The following is a 19,220-nucleotide window of genomic DNA, read 5'->3' as shown; positions in this document are numbered from 1 at the left end:
GCCGACCACACTACGTTCGGCCCGGATCACCGTCTTCCAGCCGCGAGACCAGCTCCGCGCGGGAGTGGATGCCGAGCTTCGTGTAGACCTTGCGCAGGTGGTACTCGACGGTCTTCGGGCTGAGGAACAACCTGGCCGCGGCTCCCCGGATGCTCTGCCCGTCCGCGAGCAGCAACGCGATCTGCCGCTCCTGGGGAGTCAGCTCGTCCGCAGTACTGGGCTCTCGCCGGCGAGCGGTCTCCCCTGTCGCCTTCAGCTCGGCCGCGGCGAGATCGGCCCAGCCCGGAGCACCCAGGTGGTCGAACGATTCGACCGCCATGCGCAGCTGGACCCGGGCATCCACTCGTCGCCGCGCGCGCCGCAACCAGGCTCCGTAGGCCAGGCGGGTCCGCGCCGTCTCGAACACGTCGAGCGTCCGCCCGTGCTCCTTGAGCGCCTCCTCGAACCAAGCCTCGTCGTCATCGATCAACCCGGTCACCCGAGCCGCCCGTGCCAGCGCCCACGGCTGCCCCTTCTCCTTCGCCCGTACCGCGTACGTCCGCGCCGCCGCGGCCGCCTCCTCGTGCCGGCCGAGGCGGAGGTACACCTCGACGAGCTCCGGCGCGGGTGACAGATCAGGATCCAGCACTCCCAACGCCGACAGCAGCTCTTCCAGCCGCTCGTACTGCGGTAACGCGTCCGCCGGATTGCCCCGCCCCAGCTCGAGATCACCGAGCGCGAACAACGACCAGACCACGGCGAGGTGGATCTCCCGCTCGGTGCCGAGCCGCGTCGCCTCGGCCGTGAACTCCCGGCACTCCAGCTCGCGCCCACGGTGCGCCGCCAGCCACCCCTGCCCGGCCAGGGTGATCGCGAGCTCGGTCGTCTGCCCCGTCTCCCGGGACAACCGGATGCCTTCGTCGTACGAGGCGGTCGCGTTCGCCCACCGATCGGTAGTCGCGTCGTCGCGGGCGAGGTGGAACAACAGGCCGGGCATGATCGCCACCGCCACCTGATCCCGGCGCTCCCGCATCGCCGCCTCGACCAGCGCACGACCGGTCCCCGACTCCCGCAGAAACATCGGCGCCAGCACCATCCAGGTCTGCCGTCGCCGGTCGAGCCCTGTCTCCACCGAATGGGCCAGCGCGACCGCTTCCCGGATCTGCTCGGTCCCCGGACGCCCGGCCAGGACCTTCGCCATTCCACTCGCCAGCAACCCGAGGATCCGCGCCGCCGACCGCCCGACCCGATCGAGCCGCTCGTCGATCTCCCCGGCGGCCTGCAACGCGCCCGCCGCATCCCCCAACCGGAAACAGGCATTGACCACATCCGCCGACAACCCGATCATCAGCTCGTCGAGCTTGTCCTCAGTACCGGTGACTTCGGCACTCGCGGCCAGCAGGATGTCGCGAGCTCTGGCCGGCGAGCCGCACTTCACCGCGATGTCCGCCCGCAGTTCGTTCGCCTGGATGCGCACTACCAGGGGCGGTCCGAGCCTCAACGCCTCGTCCAGCAGGCCGTCCGCGCGATCAGCCAGGCCGGCGAACCAGGCTGCCCGTCCCGCCGCGACCAAGCGGAGCGCGCGCACCTGCGCACTGTCGGTCAACCGTGCTGCCCGTTCGAAGGCGGTGGCCGCCACCGCTTGCGCACCCCGCTCGACGGCACGCCTGCCCGCAACCTCGAGCCCTGCGGCGACGTCGTCATCAGTTCCGAGCACGGTCTCCGACAGGTGCCAGGCTCGCCGGTCCGCGTCGTGCACGGCTCCTGCCATCGCCCGATGGACCGTACGTCGCTGGGCCGGCTCCGCGCTCGCGTAGATCGCCGAGCGAACCAGTGGATGCCGGAACTCCACCCGGCCGTCCGCGATCGTCACCAGCGACGCCTGCTCGGCCTCACCCAGCGCCGCGACCTCAACGCCAAGCTCAGTGCAGGCGCGAGCCACAGCGCCCAGCTCGCCGTCCTCTACCGAGGCGACCAGCAGCGCAGTCTGCGTTGCCGTGCTGAGCCGCTTGGCCCTGGCGGCGAAGGCCTCGGCCAAGAGGGCGGGCACTGGCACAGGTACGCCCGGGGGAAGGCGTTGGAAGTGCTCCGGGTCGCCGGCAAGCTCCAGCAACGCCAGTGGATTGCCCGCCACCGTCCGGTGCAGGCCGGCCACCAGATCGACCGGGAGACCGGAGATCAGTTGATGCGCCGCCTCCAACCCGACCCCGGCAACCTGGAGCCTCGGCAGATCGGCCTCCGCCAACAGATGCGACTCGCCTTCCCGGGCCGCGATGACGAGCACGATCGGATCCGCGACCAGCCGCCTGGCGGCGAACAGCAGGGCTTCGGCCGACTCCCGATCCAGCAGATGCGCATCGTCCACCAGAACCGCCACCGGCTTCACCTCGGCGTACCGGCAGATCAGACTCAACGTGGCCGCCCCTACCGCGAACCGGTCCACCCCCGACCGTGCTCCCTCACCCACACGCTGGGTCGGAGTACTGAGAGCAAGGGCAGCTGCGAGGGCTTCGCGTTGCGGGGCTGGGATGCGCTCCAGGTCGGCGAGGGCGGGGCGGAGCAGTTGGAGCAGGCCGCCGAAGGGAATCTCGCGTTCGGCCTCGGTCCCCCGGGCCCGGAGCACGCGCAGGCCCACGGCGAGTGCCGCTGCCTCGCCGACGAGAGCGGTCTTGCCGATCCCCGGTTCCCCGCTGATCAGCAGCACCCCGCTGGTACCCACCCGCGCCCCCGCGACCAGCCCTTCGATCACCCGCCGTTCGGCGTCCCGCCCGATCAGCATGTCTGGCAGTACACCATCTCCTGACCAGGTGGGTCACCTGATGCGACCGGTCAACCCGCACTCCTACGGTCACGAGCATCGAAACAACCCTGGGAGGGGACCTGAAATGACCACCGTCGCAGTGGACACCGACAAACTGATGGCTTTCGTCGGCCAGGCCGTGGGAGAGGTCGGCGCGACCTTGAACGCCGGGCTCGTGGTGATGGGCGACAAGCTCGGCTACTACCGCGCACTTGCGGGCGCCGGCCCGACCACGCCCGCCGAACTGGCCGAGCGGACCGGTACCAGCGAGCACTACACCCGCGAGTGGCTGAACGCTCAGGCCGCGGGCGGTTTCGTCGAGTACGACCCGGCGACCGCCACGTACGTCCTGCCACCCGAGCAGGCCATCGCCCTGACGGACGAGAGCAGCCCGGCATTCCTGCCCGGGTTCTTCCAGATCGCGCTCGGCACCGTCGACCACACCAACCAGACGATCGAGGCGGCCCGCAGCGGCGCCGGGATCGGCTGGCACGAGCACAACTCCGACGTGCACCTCGGCTGCGAGCGGTTCTTCCGCCCGGGCTACAACGCGAACCTGGTGGCGGGCTGGCTCCCGGCGCTGGAAGGCGTCACGCAGAAACTGCAGGACGGGGTCCGCGTCGCGGACATCGGCTGCGGCCACGGCTCCTCGACGATCCTGATGGCCCAGGCCTTCCCGCGCTCGACCTTCGCCGGTTCGGACTACCACCCGGAGTCGATCGAGACCGCCCGCCGGCGCGCGGAGGAAGCTGGTGTCGCGGATCGGGTCAGCTTCGAGGTCGCCCCGGCGACGGCGTACAGCGGCTCGGGGTACGAACTGGTGACGACCTTCGACGCGCTGCACGACATGGGTGACCCGGTCGGCGCGGCCCGGCACGTCCGCGAGTCGCTCACCCCCGACGGCACCTGGATGGTGGTCGAGCCGATGGCCGGCGACAAGGTCGAGGACAACCTGAACCCGGTCGGCCGCGCCTACTACGGCTTCTCGACGCTGCTCTGTACTCCGGGGTCGCTGTCCCAGGACGTCGGCCTCGCGCTCGGCACCCAGGCCGGTCCCGCGCGGATCCGCGACGTCACCACGGCAGCCGGCTTCACCCGGTTCCGTACGGCCGCCGAGACGCCGTTCAACCTGGTGTTCGAAGTACGGCCCTGAGACAGTCGATCGGAGGGGTGGGGGCGACTCGGATGACTGACGAACGACCGGCGCGGACGGCCGATCAGGCCGGCACGATCGAGCGTGGCGGCGAGACGATCGCCTATCAGGTGTACGGCGACGACGGGCCGACGGTGGTCCTGCTGCCGACCTGGTCGATCGTGCCGTCCCGCGTCTGGAAGGCCCAGGTGCCTTACCTGGCTCGTCATTTCCGGGTCGTCACCTTCGACGGCCGGGGCTCGGGGGCCTCGACCAAACCCGTCGGTGCGGCCGCCTACGCCGATGCCGAGTATGTCGCGGACACCCTGGCCGTCCTGGACGCCACTGGTACTGCGAACTGCGTGCTGGTGGGATTCTCCCGAGGGTGTCCGTGGGCCCTGCAGGTAGCGGCCGAGGAGCCTGGCCGGGTTCTCGGGGTGATCTGCATCAGCCCGACGGCCGGAATGGCCCCCTCTCGGGACGAGCAGGAACGCGTGGCCTGGAACGCGCGGTATCCCACCCACGACGGCTCGGCGACGTACAACCGTCACTACTGGCTGGAAGGCGGCTACGAGGACTTCCTGCGGTTCTTCTTCGAGAACACGTTCCGCGAGCCGCACTCCAGCAAGCAGATCGAGGACTGCATCGAGTGGGGCCGGCAGATCGGCCCGGAACGACTTGTCGACACGGAGGCAGCCCGCCACGCCCGGCAGGCCGGGTTCGTGCCCGACGTACGGTGCCCGGTGCTGGTGATCCATGGCGACAGCGACGCGATCCGCCCTTATGCGGAAGGTGTTCAGCTCGCAGAGCGCACCGGCGGCTCATTCGTCACGATCGCGGGCGGCGGGCACGCCCCGCCCGCCCGCGAGCCGGTGAAGGTGAACCACCTGATCAAGGAGTTCATGGACGAGGTCGCACCCCGCCCGGTACGCCGTACCTGGGTGCGGGCCGCGAACCGGCCGCGGCGGGCGCTGTACCTGTCGTCGCCCATCGGGCTGGGGCACGCGAAGCGGGATCTGGCGATCGCGCGGGAGCTGCGGCAGCACCACCCGGACCTGGAGATCGACTGGCTCGCGCAGCATCCCGTCACCCGGGTGCTCGAGGACGCCGGCGAGAGCGTGCATCCGGCGTCGGCCTGGTTGTGCAACGAATCGGCGCACATCGAGTTCGAGGCGGACGAGCACGATCTGCACGCGTTCCAGGCGATCCGGCGGATGGACGAGATCCTGGTCAACAACTTCATGGTCTTCAACGACGTGGTGGACGCGCAGTACTACGACCTGGTGATCGGGGACGAGGCCTGGGAGGTGGACCACTTCCTGCACGAGAACCCGGAACTGAAGAGGTTCGCCTACGCCTGGCTGACGGACTTCGTCGGCTGGCTGCCGATGCCGGACGGCGGTTCCCGCGAGGCCCGGCTGACCGCGGACTACAACGCGGAGATGCTCGAACAACGCGCCCGGTACGCCCGGCTCCGCGACCGGTCGATCTTCGTCGGCGACCCGGAAGACATCGTCGACGCCGGCTTCGGTCCCGGCCTGCCGTCGATCCGCGACTGGACCGAGCAGAACTACGACTTCGCGGGCTACGTGACCGGCTTCGACCCCGCCGAGACCGCCGACCGTGCGGCTCTGCGGGAACGCCTCGGCTATGCCGGCGACGAACTGCTCTGCGTCGTCACGGTCGGCGGGTCAGGGGTTGGATCTTCCTTGCTCCGCAGGGTTCTCGACGCAGTACCGCTGGCTCGACGGCTGGTCCCTGACCTGCATTTCGTGATCGTCAGCGGTCCTCGTATCGATCCGGCGTCCCTGCCGTCGCTGCCGGGGGCGACCGTGCACGGGTATCTGGCGAACCTGCATCACCACCTCGCGGCGGCCGACCTCGCGATCACCCAGGGTGGGCTCACCACCTGCATGGAGCTGACCGCTCAGCGAGTGCCGTTCATCTACGTCCCCCTGCGCCATCACTTCGAGCAGAACTTCCATGTCAGGGCCCGCCTCGACCGGTACGAGTCTGGCTACCACCTCCCCTATGAGGAAGCCTCCGACCCGGACGTCCTCGCCGCGACGATCGCCAAACAACTCACCTCCATCCCCACGCCCCGCACGGTTCCCACCACCGGCGCCACCCGAGCCGCCTCCCTCCTGGCCCCGCTCCTCTGACCGCCCACGGTCTTCCCAGCGAGGCTTGGTGGCTTCGCAGCGGGGCCTGGTGGTTGACAAACACTTCACCGTTTGGTGAAGTGTTTGTCGTGCTGACCACCACCTTCGCCGCGCTGGCCGATCCGACCCGGCTGGCGATCGTGACCCGGTTGAGCCGGGGCGAGGCGACGATGGGGGAACTGGCCGCGCCGCACCAGGTGACCGCGCCCGCGATGACGAAACACGTCGGCGTGCTCGTCGACGCGGGTGTCGTCACCCGCCACAAGGTCGGCCGCACGGTGGTCTGCACCCTGCGGCCGGACGCGCTGGACGAAGTACAGACCTGGCTCGGCGACCTCACGGTGTACTGGAACAGCACCATCGACCGGCTGGAAGACCTCTTGCAAGGGAGCAGGGATGAGCACTGACGTCCGGATCGAACGGATGCTGACGGCAACCATCGAGCGGGTTTACGCGGCGTGGACCGAGCCCGGCCTGCTGACCCGGTGGTACTGCCCGAACCCCACGCTGGACCTGACCGTCGAGGCGGACGTCCGGGTCGGCGGCGAGTACCTGGTCAAGATGGGCCCGTACGTCGTCCGCGGGCGCTACACCGAGGTGGACCCGCCGCGACTCCTCGCCTTCACCTGGCAGTGGGACCACGAGGGCGACCCGTCCGAGGTCCGCGTCGAGCTCACCGAGGCGGAAGCCGGCACCCGCCTGCTCCTCACCCAGACCGGCCTGACCCCCGAGGACGCCACCGGCCACCTCCAGGGCTGGGAGCTCCAACTCCCCCGCCTCGCCGACCTCCTCGCCCCCTGATCCACGCAAAGGTAGAGCCCCGGGCGGCGACCCGGGGCTCGGAATGGATGGATGGGCGGCGGAATCAGCTGCCGGACTTGCGCCGGAACTGGCGCTTCTGCTTGTCGTTGTGCGCCTCGCCGACACCCTCGTGCCGCGGCCCGCTGCCGGGGTGCGACTCGTGATGCGCGTTCTTCTTGGCGAGCGCCTCGCGGAACTTCTTCTGCAGTTCGTCCTGCGCCGGCTCGCTGGGCTTGTCGCTCATACCGTCTCCTTCACAAACCGTCAGGCGTATGGGCTTAGCTAACCAATTGTGACCGCCCCACCGCCAGCCATTAACCCGGGGTCTCCGATCCGCCGCTCCCAGCCCTACCTGGCCACTCGCCTCGACCATCTCAGTCTGAGAAAATCCCTCAGCCGCCCGAGTTCCGGCTGCTATCTTCGCGGGGCGATAGGCGACGTACGGGCGGAGGGGGTGTGCGGTGGTAGTCAGCACTGAGGCGGTGATCGGGATCGCGCTGGTCGAGCTCGGACTGGTGGTGATTCCCGGGCCGAACATGATCTACCTCGTGTCCCGGTCGGTGGCGCAGGGACGACGGGCCGGGTTGACCTCGCTCGCGGGGGTCGGCGTCGGGTTCCTCGTGTACTTGCTGGCGGCAACCGCGGGACTGGCGACGCTGTTCGCCCTGGTGCCGCAGATTTACGTCACGCTGAAGCTGGCCGGCGCGGCGTACCTGCTCTGGCTGGCCTGGAACGCTCTCCGGCCGGGAGGCACCTCAGCGTTCACGCCGAACGAGCTCGAGCCGGACCGCCCGCGGAAGCTGTTCGGGATGGGCTTGTTGACGTGCCTGCTCAACCCGAAGATCGCGATCCTCTACATCTCCCTGCTGCCTCAGTTCGTGGACCCGTCCCGCGGCCACGTCGGCACGCAGAGCCTGCTCCTCGGCCTCACCCAACTGGCCGTCGGCGTCCTGGTGAACGCCCTCTTCGTGATCACCGCCGGCTCGGTCGCCCTCTTCTTCAGCCGCAAGCCCCTCTGGATGCGAGTCCACCGTTACCTAACTGGTACCGCCCTGGCCGTCTTCGCCGTCCGCCTCGCCACCGACCAGGCCCGCCCCGCCACCCCCTGACCCGGCTCCGGCCCGCGCAACTTTGTGGGGCTCTGGACGCCCATCACTCACCAACAGCTTCGCTTGCGCCACGCTTCGCATCCGCCGAGCCCAGATCCCTTGTATCTCAAGCGTTTGACGCCCCTTGGTGTGTGATGCGCGTCCACTTGGCCGTTTGGTACTCACCAGTACATTGGTGCTTACGGCCCCCGGCCCCAAAGGCACCAGGCGCGACAACCCCACTCGAGAGCGGCAGTCGCCCACCAAGCCAACGCGTTACCCGTCCGATGTGCCGTACCCACCGCACCCCGCGGTACCCCCTGACAGGTCAGGGTGTCGGGTGAGCCCCACTCCCCTGCCCCGGCACCCTGGCCGCTCCACCCAGCCCTTCGCACTGCCGCAGCTAGTTAACTGGGGCAGTGCGAAGCGGGATTGTGGGTGAGATCGAGCGCGGGATCGGGGCCGGATGGCACGCCGGAGCGCAGGTTTACGCCTCGGTGGGCGGGAAGCCCCGGGTTGAGGTCGCGCTTGGCGAGGCGCAGCCCGGAGTACCGATGACGCGCGAGACCATCGTCGAGTGGGCGTCTGCCACCAAGCCGATCACGTGTGCCGCGTTGGCAGTTCTTTGGGAGCGCGGGGCGTTCGATATCGACGATCCGGTGCATCATCACCTGCCTGAGTTCGCGGTGGCCGGTAAGGAGCGGGTGACGGTCAAGCATCTGCTGACTCACACCGCTGGACTGACCACGAGCCTCACGCACCAGGTACCCGCGGCTGAGCTGGTTGCAGACGTCTGCGCTTCGCCATTGCGGCCTGACTGGGTGCCTGGGCAACGATGTGGTTACAACTCGATTGCGATGTGGATCGTCGCCGAGCTCGTGGTCCGCCTCGACGGACGCCCTTTCGACCAGTTCGTTCGTGAGGAGATCTTCGAGGTCGCCGGCATGGACGACTGCTGGCTCGCGATGCCGCCCGACGCCTACGAGTCGAACCAGGCCCGCATCGCGCGCATCCCCGCAATCGCCCGCTCCGGTACGGCGTACTGGGTGACGTGGAGGCGTCCCACCGGCGGCATCCACGGACCGATCAGCCAACTCGGCCGCTTCTACGAATCCCTTCCACGCCTGCTGTCGCCGGCCACGCTCCGGGCGATGACCTCGCACCACCTCACCGGCGTGTACGACGAGGTCCTGGACGCGCGCCTGGATCGTGGACTCGGCTTCGTGCTGGGCTCAGGCGATCCGCAGTACGGCTTCGGTGATCGCGCCTCGCTCGGCACCTACGGTCATGGCGGACAAACCTGGAGCACAGCCTTCGCCGACCCGGCCCGCGATCTTGTTGCCGCCGTTTACTGGAACGGCGCAGCGACCCCCGCTATCCACGCCGACCGCCTACCGCGCCTCCTGAACGCCCTGTACGCCGACCTCGCCGACTTCGATGGGTGAGGTGACGAACACGAACTCCAGGCCGGGCCGGTCGGGAGCGTCGCGGACTTCGTCTACCGCGAAACCGGCCGTCGCGAGGGATTGCTCCAGTTCCTCGCGAGTGCGGAAGCGGAGGGTCGAGTCCGAGGTGAGCGTCGCACCGTCGGACTCGAAGACGTAGGTCCTGCGGAACGTGACGAGCTGGCCGCTCACGTCCAGCAGCTCAGACCAGTTCCTGACCACGCCCACGCCCGGGATATCGGCCTCGTTGTACGTATCCTCGCGATTCCACCCCAGCCACGCCTTGCGCTCGGGATCCCTGGTCTCGAAGACGAACCGTCCACCCGGAGCCAGCGCCCGCCGTACGCCATCCAACGTGGCAGCCCAGTCCTCATCCTCCACAAACACCTGAGCCACGTTTCCCGTCATCACCGCCAGCTCCACTTGCAACTCTGGCAATGACGTGGCGTCGCCCTCGACCCACCGCACCCGTTCCGCCCCAGGCTTCTTCCGCGCCACCTCCAACGAGGCGCCCGCCGGATCCACCCCCACAACCTCGGTCCCACGCGACGCCAGCAAACACGCGAACGTCCCCGTACCGCAGCCCACATCCAGCACCCGCCGGGCCCCGAACTCGTCGATCATCGCGGCATAGACCTCGAGATCGGGCCGCTCCGCTTCCAGCGGGTCATAAAGCCCCACCAACCGCGGCACCGCAAACAACGCATCAGGCATGCCCCGACCCTAGGCACCGCACAACCACGCCGCGACCGAATTGCCCCGCCCACCCCCGAACGGCTTCCCCTCACCCGACTACGACCCCGCATTCCGCAGTACTGCGTGCCGCCCATCCACTCCCACGGCCCAGCCACCGCCGAGTCGTGGATTTCGTCCACAGGCAACCGATTTCCCTCAACCACAACCCACGACTCGACGGGGCTGACCGGGGTCATCTGCGGTTCAAGTAGCCAGTCGAGTCCGGAGATCCCGGCATGAGGCTCTACACAGACCTGACCATGCCGGTCTTTCCAAGATGGGCACTCCTTCGGATGCGCTGACGTCTGCGCGCGGCCTAGCGTCGGTGCCTGAAGGTAACCCTTGGAGGTCATCACCATGAGCAGCCCTGGTGGAGAGCACGGAGACAGCGCAAGTGGCACCAACCGGGCCCGAGAGCTACACCGTCTGGTCGCCGGGTACCAGATATCGCAGGCGGTGCATGTCGCCGCGACCTTACGGCTGTCCGACCTGCTGGCCGACGGTCCGAGAAGCGTGGCCGAGCTCGCTGAGGCCACAGGAGCGGACGCACGTTCGTTGAACCGCCTGATCCGCGCGCTGGCCGAGGTCGGGCTGTATGTCAGTGACGGCGACGAGAGGTTCGCGAACACCGAGCTCGGTGACGCCTTCCGGACCGATGCGCCGCGTTCGGTCGCCGGCTGGGCGCGCTTCGTCGGCCGGCCGTACCACTGGCAGACGTATGCCTCGCTGGAGCACAGCATTCGCACGGGTGAGAACGCGTTCGCAGCTGTCCACGGGGAGTCGGTCTGGGATTACCTTGCCAAGCATCCCGCCGAGCAGAAGATCTTCGACGAAGCCATGACGGCCTTGTCCCAGGTGGTGACTGACGAGGTCGTCAACGCCTACGACTTCGGTCGGTTCGGCACGGTCGTCGACGTCGGCGGCGGTCGGGGAATGCTGTTGGGGGCCATCCTGTCGCGCTACTCCTCGGTCAACGGCGTGCTGTTCGACCAGCCCGGCGTCGTCGCCGGCGCGCACGAGTTGCTGGCGGCGACCGGCGTGTCGCAGCGCTGCCGAGTGGTCGGGGGCAGCTTCTTCGACTCTGTCCCCGACGGCGGGGACGCCTACCTCCTCAAGGCGGTGATCCACGACTGGCCGGACGCCGAGTCCGTCGAGATCCTGCGCGCCTGCCGGCGCTCGATGCCGACGCACGGTCGCCTGTTGTTGGTGGAACAGCTGCTGGACGAGTCTCCAGATCCCGTTCGGACGGCGTTCTCCGACCTCACCATGCTCGTCGTGGCAGGCGGCCAGGAACGCACGACGGATGAGTACCGCTCGTTGCTTGCGGCGGCCGGCTTCGACCTCATCGGTACGGTGCCGACCGGGAGCGATGTGTTCGTGCTCGAGGCGGCGCCAGCTCACTAGTGTCCCGTAGGCGTCATCGGGCGAGGTATTGGCCGCCTATCAAACCGTCCAGGGGATCGAGTTCCGAGCATTCCGCGACCTCATCGTGGAACGGCTCCCGCTCCACGATGAGGTCGCGGTCGACCATTAGGCGTCAGGCGGTCTCGGAGAAGCGCACGCCCGGTGTTCGCGTGGCAGTGTTACCCGAACGAGGTTTCTTCGCGAGGTACTGCTGGTGGAGGTCGACACAGCACGTAAGAGAGCCGCGCCGATGTTCCTCACCATTTGGACCGAGCACGGCGATGGAGTCACTTGGCCTGAGGCTGCGGCTTGAAGCGGCGAACCTCGTGCGGCCAACCGCATGCCTCCGCGACCTTGCCCGCCCACATCTTGGCGGTCTCGTCATCGGCTACGTCCACCAGCGCGAACCCGCCCAGGAACTCCTTGGTCTCGACGTATGGTCCGTCGGTGATCAGCACGTCGCCACTGGTGGGGTCGGCGCTGTAGACCGGGCCGTCCTCCTCCTCCAGCCCCCCGGCGAAGACGTAAACGCCGGCAGCCTTCATCTCGTCCGTGACCGCCATGGCGAGTGGCCCGCGCCCGCGGAACCACTCCTCGGTGTGGTCACCCACCCACTGCTGGTTGAAGTAGATGAGGTACTCGGGCATCTCTGCTCCTTCGGCTCGAGCGGACCCGCTGTCCGCCTCCACCTACGCTACGAACGGCGTCCGGTGGATACGACAGGCTTTCGGCAGAAGTTTTCAGGGACCTCCGCCATTCGGCCCCCGCGCAGGCGCCATGTATCCCCGTTCGCGGAGATCTGCCGCGATGCGCGCACTCATGCCGAGTTGAGGAAGTGCCCATGGTTCACCGGATGTACGGGTCTTCGACTATCCCAACGTGGGGCGACAGGCTGGCGTCGACCTCGCTGGTGACGCTGCCGCGACGCATCACCCAGCGCTCCCAGGTATCGGTGACATCATCGTCGAAGACGTACATCACGCCATACGATCCAGGCGCGATCCTCGCGACTGATCGGAACAAGTCGATGACCGTCTCATCCCTATGGTTGTGGGAACCTGCCAGCCACAGGTGGAGGCTGCCGTTGGCATGACGCAGGTCTAGCGTCTCATTGACGACACCCTCCGCGCCGGCGACGGCTCGCGCAACCCGAGCCTCGACACCGCGCTGACGCCCATCTGCCTCCGCGTCGTCCTCCGCTTCTGGACTCGCGACGATGGTCGCCCATCCGTGCCACTCGAACATGGGACAGAGGTTCTCATGATCCGCGGGCCGGCCTGCCGTGTGTGACACCATCCAGGTGGCGATGGCCAAGGTGCAGTGCGCTGTCATGCCGATGATCGGGTGTCCGGTTGTCCGTCTCCGGCACTACTACCGTTAACCCATGACAAGGACGCCACCGGGGCTTCCCGCAATCGCTGGTGCCCTTTGGGATCTGCGGGATCACGCCTATGACCACCCCGAGCAGTGGACTGGAGTCAGCCCAGAGGACGTGTTCCAAGTCATGGCCCAGATCGTTGAACGCGCGATCGACGCTGACGTCGACATGGATTGGATCAAGTTCCCGAGTGTGGTCACATCCTCACTCCTTCGAGGCGACTCCACCGATACCCAGGTGTGACCGACCCGCCTGATCATGCCGCGATTCGTGCATCCACTGTCATAGATCACCTGGTGGACGCCGGCCAACGCACGCACATGCCGAATTGAGGACGTATCCTCGCCGGCCCGGTGTCGGGCTAGGCGAGTCGCTGCCAGGATGATCCGCATGACGAAATGGACCTCCCTTCGAGATGCCTACGGCGCGGCTAGGCCCGTCGAAGCGCTCCTTGAGCGTGCCGACACTGACGATCGCGCGGTCTGGGACGAACTATGGTCGCGGCTTTGCCACCAAGGCACGGTTCAAACCGCCAGCTATGCCGCGCTGCCCCGGCTGGCCGAGTTGGCGGCACGCCAGGATCCGTCTGGCTTCGTTGAGCCCCTATTTCTGGCCACGTGCATCGTGGCGTCAACCGACGGCCCAGAGGAGCCAGCGGCCGTTCGGGCCCGGTACGCCGACACGATCCGGACGCTGCATGAAGTGGCTGAGCGACTGGTGCCGTTTGCCGCCGACGACACCGACTTCATCTACCGAGTGCAGGCCGTCGCGGCGACCGAGAGCGATTCCGTGTGGGCGACGCGTCTGGATGCCCTCGCGAATCAAGAGCTGGAATTCGCGTGCCCCGGCTGCGACGAACAACTCCTCATGGGCCTCGAAACCTCGCCCGCCCTCGTCAAGCAGTTTGACGATGCTTCCGTGGGAGTGACGACTGTTGTGCCGTCTGACCCAGGCCGGCTCACGGGTAGCGAAGCCCGTGCCTACGAACTGGCAACCACTCACCGGCGACCGCACGTTGCTAAACACCTGCTGGACCTTTTCGGCATCTTCGTGTGCCCAGCTTGCCACTTCACAGGGCGTACGGCGGCGGCGCTCAGCTGAGGGCCCGAGCAGTCCCCCATTCGCAAGTAGCCGCGGTCCGCGCTGAAGTGCCGATGTGAGGGTGTTCGGCTCGCCGTTGTGAAAGGCTAAAACCATGGACGCGGACGTGATGCTTTCGGCTGCGGGCTGGTTTCCAGGCCGCCTCGTCGATGTTGGCCGGGCCGAGCATGCCTACGCCTCCCAAGGCTTCACGATGCACGACTCGGGTCTCGCGGTCCTCCAGGAGTTCTCCGAGCTGGTGGTACAGGGTGACGACGGCCGCCAAAGCCTGTGGTTCGACGGCGAGCGAGCGCTTCATGGCAGGGATCTGGCTTGGAGCCGCGCCTATTCCGAGGACTCAGGACACAACCTGCTACCCGTCGGCGAGTACTCGCACGCGGTGATACTGGTTGACGAGGGCGGGGGTCTCTGGGGCGGGTTCGACGACCTCTACGGCCAGCTGGCGGATTCAGTCGTAGATCTCGTCCATGAGCTGTTCATCGAACCATCGCGACGATTCGACAGGCAACTGCCGACCGAACACTAACCTCCGTCCAGAGACACAGACACACTCATCTGCCGCATGTGGTGTGTGCGGCGGAGCATCACCCAGCGGAGGCGACTCCCCGCGAGTTCGAGGCCGACTCAACAGTCTCCAGGATTCTGGTTGGGCGAGCTAGTTCGGACTGTTCGACCGCGCCAACCTCGGGTGGTCGGAAGAGCTCGCCGCCACTTGGTATTCGACGCAGGAGAACGCCAGTACCACGGCCCGCGACACGACGAGCTACTTGCTCGAGTCGAGCACGCGCCGCGCCATCTCGTCGAGAACCTGATCGACCCGCTCGACAATGATCCGTTGTTGCTGATCTGGTGCGAGATCCATGAACCGGGTCCACGGCAGGACCGTCTCTACGTACGGCATGCCGCTGACGGTTTGTCCGGGCGCTCTGATCAGTCTGCTCCGCTCTTTGTGGAGCACTAGGACAATCCAGAGCCGTTGACCGCCGGTCGCCGAGCGCCAATTCAGAGCCGAGTCGAGAAGCTCCGCTTCGGCAGCCGTGGCCTCAGCGAGCTCTGTCACTCGATCTTCCTCGCGCATGCTGAAATAGCGTTTCCACTGTCTGTCGTACTCGCTGCCCGCGTCGAGCTTCAGCCAATGCTGGTCAGAATCAGTCACCTGCGCCTGTACTCCCCTCTGACACCTGGGGTCACGGCTTCGCCCGTACCGCAGATTCTGCCTCTCGAATTGGCCATCGGTCGTCTCCGATCGAAACGCCCTCATCTGCCGCGATCCGCGCCGTCATGGCAGCCGATGAGAAGGGTCGGTTCACATCGCACCAGATGCCAAACCTGAGGTCGCGTGCGCGATGAGGAGTGCGTGTAGGTCGGCGCCCATGGCGTCGTTGAGGTAGAGCCGGTTCTCTATGTCGCGAATCCGCTCGTACTGCTGAGGAGTCACGGCGGGGTCGCTCGGCGAAACTGGACACGGATCCGATCTCGAAGGACCTGTCCGCATCGAGCTGACTCGGGGCGAGGACCGTGGCTGCCTCCTCAAGCAGCCGAGCATCGTTCGGCATCCCAATGGACCGGAGGGCATCAGCGACGAGTCGGAGGTCCTCCGATCCCCTGTTGTCGAACCAGCCCAAGAAGCCCTCCATCTGCACGTGGGCGTCAAAGTCGCACACCACCAGGACCTCCCGAAGCCAAGGTGGGATGTCAGGATCGCGCCGGCGGTCGCCCTCGTCGTACATGCGCCGGGGCAGTTCATCGATGACCCGAGCCGCGGTCCAGTCATCGGGGGACTCAGCGATTCGGTCGATGAGGCTCACGAACGTGATTCTGCATGCTCATCGCGTCAAACGAACGCCCGGACATGCCGTCGATAGTGAAGCCCGCTCATGCCGATGAGCGGATGTCAAGGGCTGCACGTTTAAACTCAGCTTGCTGTTCGGCTTCGGCGCCCTGTCCCGGGTTCTTTGCCCTGGCAGGGGCCGGTCTTGCCGTCGCAGGCAGCCTGGCTACCCAGACGCGACAATCGCCCCGAATCGGCAACGGCGAAACCCGGTCGCCATGAGAACTCAGCTGCTGTAGCTGGTGGCCACGAAACCTGTTGCATCTTGGGATGGTTCGGTCACACAGTAGATGTCATGACCAGCCAGGCAGCCCCGCTTCTCGGTGGATTCTGCCTGCCAGGCGGTCGCGTCGTCGTACGGTAGCCTTCGCCTCACGGCGAGGGCGCCTCCGCGCGCCCCGGGCAACTCCGTCTGCGGCGCCCACGACGACCCATCCTGGGAGACCGCGATGTCCACCATCGATGCCCACTACACCCCTGCGCATCACTTCGCCCGCGACGCAGACCGCTACGCCGCCTGGGAGCGAGCGGGCCTGTTCCGGCCACGCCCGGCGGCCGAACGTTTCGCGATGATCCTGCCGCCGCTGAACATCACCGGCGGCCTGCACCTGGGTCACGCGTATGAGCACGCCATCTCCGACGCTTTCATCCGGCACCGGCGGATGCTGGGCGCCGAGACCCTGTGGCTGCCGGGTACCGACCACGCCGGCATCGCCACACAGGCCTTGATGGAACGGCAGCTGGCCGCCGAGGGCACGAGCCGGCACGAGCTCGGGCGCGACGCGTTCCTCGCTCGAACCCGCGCCTGGGGTGACATGACCGGCGAGACGATCGCTGCGCAGATGCGACGCCTCGGCATGTCCCCGGACTGGGGCCGGTCCACGTACACCCTGGATCCCGGCCCGGCTCGCGCGACGCATGCGGCGTTCAGTCGCCTGTTCCGGCAGGGATTGATCTACCGCGCCGAACGAGACACGTTGTGGTGCACGGGCTGCCAGACCGGCTTGTCCGACATCGAGACCACCGAGACCGCCAGCGGCCGCATCTGCACCCGCTGCGCGTCGGGGATCGAGATCCGTTCCACGCCTCAGTGGTACCTCGCGACCACGACGCTGGCCGCATCCGCACGGTTCGCGTTCGAGTCCGGGCAGCTTCGCATCGATCCGCCCGAGTTGGCGACCGAGTACCTGCGGTGGCTCGACGAGATGCGTGACTGGTGCTTGTCGCGGCAGCTGTGGTGGGGGCACCGGATCCCCATCTGGTACGGCACCGACGGCCAGGCTCGTTCGTTCGGGCCGGACGAGGCAATCCCGGCCGGCTGGACGCAGGATGAGGACACCCTCGACACCTGGTTCTCCTCGGGACTGTGGCCGCTGTCGACGCTCGGCTGGCCCGACGCGACCGAGGACCTGGCACGGTACTACCCGAACGACCTGCTCATCACCGGGTCAGACCTGCTGTTCTTCTGGGCGATCCGAATGACGATGCTGTGTACGCACCTGACCGGCACCGCACCGTTCAAGCGGCTGTACCTGCACGGCATGATCCGCACTGAGCACGGCAAGAAGATGTCGACCTCGTTCGGGAACACCATCGACCCGCTCGACTACGCCGACGAGTTCGGAACCGACGCACTGCGCCTGGCGTTGTGCCGCCGCGCGCGGCCCGGCGCCGACCTGTCGTTCGGCCGCACCGACCTCACCGGCGCGCTAGCGCTGCTGAAAAAGCTGTGGAGCATCGCGCGGCTCACCACGGCATACGGCATCCATCTCCCTGCAGGCACTCCTCCGGAACCGCAGGAGCCCGCGCACCCGCTGGATCGGTGGCTGGCGTCCCGCCTGGAACGGACCCGTGCACTCGCAACCGCTGGGTTCGAGGAGCTGGACCTGGCCGGTGCGACCGATGCGCTGGCCCGGTTCATGTACGACGACCTGTCCGACCTGTACCTCGAGGCCCGCAAGCCGTCGCTCCGCCACGACCCCGGCTCGCGCGCCACGCTCGCCGCGACGCTGGCAGAGCTCCTCCTTCTGCTGCACCCGATCGCGCCGTACCTCACCGAGCAGCTGTGGGAATCCCTCACCGACCCCAACTGCTCCCGCCAGGATGCTCTCGACGCACACGCATGGCCTGCTGCCCGTCCCGCGCGGCTCGACCCGCGGGCCGAAACCGAGGCGGACCGGCTGCGTCGCCTTCTGCACGCCGCCCGGTCGCATCGAGCCAAACACGGCATCCCGGCCGGCGCAATGCTGCCGGGCCACGCGGACGGCCTCGAGTGCACCGCCGAACTGCTTCGGCTCGCGCGCCTGCGCCTGGACGATACGAGCCGCGATCGCCACGCAGCAGCGATCCTCACGTGCGGGCCCGCGACGCTCACCATCGGCACCGCCGGATCACGTTAAGACACCCTGCGCAACTCAGGAACCCTCACAAGGGACGTCCTCATCTGCCGCTGATCGTGCACGGCCGTGCCAATGGCTATGCGCTCTGGACAAGCGCTGCGCACCGTAGAGTCGAGTCGTGGATCTGGCGATCGTTGATGAAGTCGCGGTCTCGCCGCAACGCGACGATCTGGTGCTGATCAGTTGGCGCCATGGCGGGGCTCTGTCGACGTTTGCTTATGTTGATGAGGACTCCGGCTATGTAGATCCGGAGGACGTTCTCTGGTGGCTGCTCAGGCGCGGGGCTCGTATCGAGTTGGTGCGTGCTGCGCTAGCCGCTGCCTATCCCGAGTTCGATGTAGACGCCGAGGTCGACCACGTCACGATGCCCGATCGCGCCGAACGACGGGCGGAGGACGAACAGCGGCGACGCGAGGCCCGGGCCGAGTTCAAGCGCGCGCGAGGCGATCGCCAGACGTCCTGACATGCCGCGGACAGTACCCATGCCGATCACATGCGGGCCCGGCTCGACAGCCTCCGTTCGTGTCCCGATACGTGATCGTCCTCGGCAGCAACGCCGACCTGTTCGGTGACGTGCGACGAGCCCTCTTGGCTGACAGTCGGTTCATCGCCGCCGGCGACACCATCCACTGTGACGGCGCAGCCGCACCACTGACGAACATCTATGCCGTCGACATGAACCCCGCCGAATGGGAGGGCTGGGACTCGACAGGTGGGATACCTGACCCGCGAACCATGTCGACCTTGATGCTTGAGTGTCGCTCGCCCGCTTGGGTGGCTGAGGTGGGCGAGATCCTGACCCGGGGCCTTGAGGCGCCCATATGGTTCGTCGATTCTGCCGACACCGTCTGGCCTGCGGACCAGATCGACGCAGAACGGGTCGCGCTCGGCTGAACGCACGGACATAGCCGCGATCCGTGGGCTCATGTCGATGTGCGTTCGGCTCAACCGGCCAGCGGGCGATG

Annotated in this window: 19 protein-coding genes; 12 read left to right on the top strand and 7 right to left on the bottom strand. The window is 67.5% G+C overall.

Annotated features, from left to right (window positions below; genetic code table 11):
* Nucleotides 1-10: 10 nt before the first annotated feature.
* Entirely contained in the window at nucleotides 11-2,758 is a 2,748-nt protein-coding gene (locus tag ACFPJ1_RS32530; RefSeq protein WP_380109834.1) for an AAA family ATPase, read from the bottom strand.
* 106 nt (nucleotides 2,759-2,864) lie between these two features.
* On the opposite strand from ACFPJ1_RS32530, the gene ACFPJ1_RS32525 reads away from it, so the two are divergent.
* The 4 genes from ACFPJ1_RS32525 (at nucleotide 2,865) to ACFPJ1_RS32510 (ending at nucleotide 6,874) form a co-directional block, all read left to right on the top strand.
* On the top strand, nucleotides 2,865-3,932 hold the full coding sequence (locus ACFPJ1_RS32525; RefSeq protein ID WP_380109832.1) for a class I SAM-dependent methyltransferase: 1,068 nt from the start codon (nucleotides 2,865-2,867) through the stop codon (nucleotides 3,930-3,932).
* A 32-nt stretch (nucleotides 3,933-3,964) separates the two neighbouring features.
* Complete coding sequence (locus tag ACFPJ1_RS32520; protein ID WP_380109829.1) at nucleotides 3,965-6,073, top strand: alpha/beta hydrolase; 2,109 nt, start codon at nucleotides 3,965-3,967, stop codon at nucleotides 6,071-6,073.
* Between the two features lie 89 nt (nucleotides 6,074-6,162).
* A complete protein-coding gene (locus ACFPJ1_RS32515; protein WP_380109827.1) occupies nucleotides 6,163-6,480 on the top strand; it encodes an ArsR/SmtB family transcription factor in 318 nt (105 codons plus the stop codon).
* Nucleotides 6,470-6,874, top strand: coding sequence for an SRPBCC family protein (locus tag ACFPJ1_RS32510; protein WP_380109826.1), 405 nt, complete (start codon nucleotides 6,470-6,472; stop codon nucleotides 6,872-6,874). Before ACFPJ1_RS32515 ends, ACFPJ1_RS32510 begins: the two co-directional genes overlap by 11 nt.
* A gap of 64 nt (nucleotides 6,875-6,938) precedes the next feature.
* On the opposite strand, the gene ACFPJ1_RS32505 is transcribed toward ACFPJ1_RS32510, so the two are convergent.
* Nucleotides 6,939-7,118, bottom strand: coding sequence for a DUF5302 domain-containing protein (locus ACFPJ1_RS32505; RefSeq protein WP_132193375.1), 180 nt, complete (start codon nucleotides 7,116-7,118; stop codon nucleotides 6,939-6,941).
* A gap of 217 nt (nucleotides 7,119-7,335) precedes the next feature.
* Between ACFPJ1_RS32505 and ACFPJ1_RS32500 the strand changes: the two genes are divergently transcribed.
* Nucleotides 7,336-7,983 (top strand): LysE family translocator, encoded by a 648-nt coding sequence (locus tag ACFPJ1_RS32500; protein ID WP_380109824.1) that lies wholly within the window; start codon nucleotides 7,336-7,338, stop codon nucleotides 7,981-7,983.
* A 398-nt stretch (nucleotides 7,984-8,381) separates the two neighbouring features.
* Complete coding sequence (locus ACFPJ1_RS32495; RefSeq protein ID WP_380109822.1) at nucleotides 8,382-9,407, top strand: serine hydrolase domain-containing protein; 1,026 nt, start codon at nucleotides 8,382-8,384, stop codon at nucleotides 9,405-9,407.
* On the opposite strand, the gene ACFPJ1_RS32490 is transcribed toward ACFPJ1_RS32495, so the two are convergent.
* Complete coding sequence (locus ACFPJ1_RS32490) at nucleotides 9,354-10,121, bottom strand: class I SAM-dependent DNA methyltransferase (RefSeq protein WP_380109820.1); 768 nt, start codon at nucleotides 10,119-10,121, stop codon at nucleotides 9,354-9,356. The two genes, ACFPJ1_RS32495 and ACFPJ1_RS32490, sit on opposite strands and share 54 nt — an antisense overlap.
* A gap of 378 nt (nucleotides 10,122-10,499) precedes the next feature.
* Here ACFPJ1_RS32490 and ACFPJ1_RS32485 point away from each other — a divergent pair, with 378 nt between their 5' ends.
* The gene (locus ACFPJ1_RS32485) at nucleotides 10,500-11,546 is read left to right on the top strand and encodes a methyltransferase (protein ID WP_380109817.1); all 1,047 of its coding nucleotides are present in this window, start codon (nucleotides 10,500-10,502) and stop codon (nucleotides 11,544-11,546) included.
* Nucleotides 11,547-11,833: 287 nt separating this feature from the next.
* Here the strand turns inward: ACFPJ1_RS32485 and ACFPJ1_RS32480 are convergent, their stop codons facing one another.
* On the bottom strand, nucleotides 11,834-12,193 hold the full coding sequence (locus ACFPJ1_RS32480) for a YciI family protein (protein ID WP_380109816.1): 360 nt from the start codon (nucleotides 12,191-12,193) through the stop codon (nucleotides 11,834-11,836).
* A 199-nt stretch (nucleotides 12,194-12,392) separates the two neighbouring features.
* Complete coding sequence (locus ACFPJ1_RS32475; protein ID WP_380109814.1) at nucleotides 12,393-12,791, bottom strand: Imm7 family immunity protein; 399 nt, start codon at nucleotides 12,789-12,791, stop codon at nucleotides 12,393-12,395.
* 523 nt (nucleotides 12,792-13,314) lie between these two features.
* Here ACFPJ1_RS32475 and ACFPJ1_RS32470 point away from each other — a divergent pair.
* On the top strand, nucleotides 13,315-14,025 hold the full coding sequence (locus tag ACFPJ1_RS32470) for a hypothetical protein (RefSeq protein ID WP_380109813.1): 711 nt from the start codon (nucleotides 13,315-13,317) through the stop codon (nucleotides 14,023-14,025).
* A 94-nt stretch (nucleotides 14,026-14,119) separates the two neighbouring features.
* Nucleotides 14,120-14,551 carry an SUKH-3 domain-containing protein gene (locus ACFPJ1_RS32465; protein ID WP_380109811.1) on the top strand — a complete coding sequence of 144 codons (432 nt, stop codon included), beginning with the start codon at nucleotides 14,120-14,122 and terminating at the stop codon, nucleotides 14,549-14,551.
* Between the two features lie 237 nt (nucleotides 14,552-14,788).
* On the opposite strand, the gene ACFPJ1_RS32460 is transcribed toward ACFPJ1_RS32465, so the two are convergent.
* Together ACFPJ1_RS32460 and ACFPJ1_RS43370 are read right to left on the bottom strand one after the other, a co-directional pair.
* The gene (locus tag ACFPJ1_RS32460) at nucleotides 14,789-15,181 is read right to left on the bottom strand and encodes a hypothetical protein (protein ID WP_380109808.1); all 393 of its coding nucleotides are present in this window, start codon (nucleotides 15,179-15,181) and stop codon (nucleotides 14,789-14,791) included.
* 31 nt (nucleotides 15,182-15,212) lie between these two features.
* The gene (locus ACFPJ1_RS43370; RefSeq protein ID WP_465261092.1) at nucleotides 15,213-15,755 is read right to left on the bottom strand and encodes a DMP19 family protein; all 543 of its coding nucleotides are present in this window, start codon (nucleotides 15,753-15,755) and stop codon (nucleotides 15,213-15,215) included.
* A 550-nt stretch (nucleotides 15,756-16,305) separates the two neighbouring features.
* On the opposite strand from ACFPJ1_RS43370, the gene ACFPJ1_RS32455 reads away from it, so the two are divergent.
* The 3 genes from ACFPJ1_RS32455 to ACFPJ1_RS32445 all read left to right on the top strand — a co-directional run bounded on the left by ACFPJ1_RS32455 (nucleotide 16,306) and on the right by ACFPJ1_RS32445 (nucleotide 19,149).
* Nucleotides 16,306-18,255: a class I tRNA ligase family protein gene (locus ACFPJ1_RS32455; protein WP_380109806.1), complete on the top strand. Its 1,950-nt coding sequence runs from the start codon at nucleotides 16,306-16,308 to the stop codon at nucleotides 18,253-18,255.
* Nucleotides 18,256-18,373: 118 nt separating this feature from the next.
* Complete coding sequence (locus ACFPJ1_RS32450; protein ID WP_380109805.1) at nucleotides 18,374-18,718, top strand: hypothetical protein; 345 nt, start codon at nucleotides 18,374-18,376, stop codon at nucleotides 18,716-18,718.
* A 71-nt stretch (nucleotides 18,719-18,789) separates the two neighbouring features.
* Nucleotides 18,790-19,149: a hypothetical protein gene (locus tag ACFPJ1_RS32445; RefSeq protein WP_380109803.1), complete on the top strand. Its 360-nt coding sequence runs from the start codon at nucleotides 18,790-18,792 to the stop codon at nucleotides 19,147-19,149.
* The last annotated feature ends 71 nt before the right edge of the window (nucleotides 19,150-19,220 follow it).

It is taken from the genome of Kribbella qitaiheensis (genome assembly GCF_042657745.1).
Classification (GTDB): domain Bacteria; phylum Actinomycetota; class Actinomycetes; order Propionibacteriales; family Kribbellaceae; genus Kribbella; species Kribbella qitaiheensis.
This window is presented reverse-complemented; position numbering and strand designations above follow the sequence as displayed.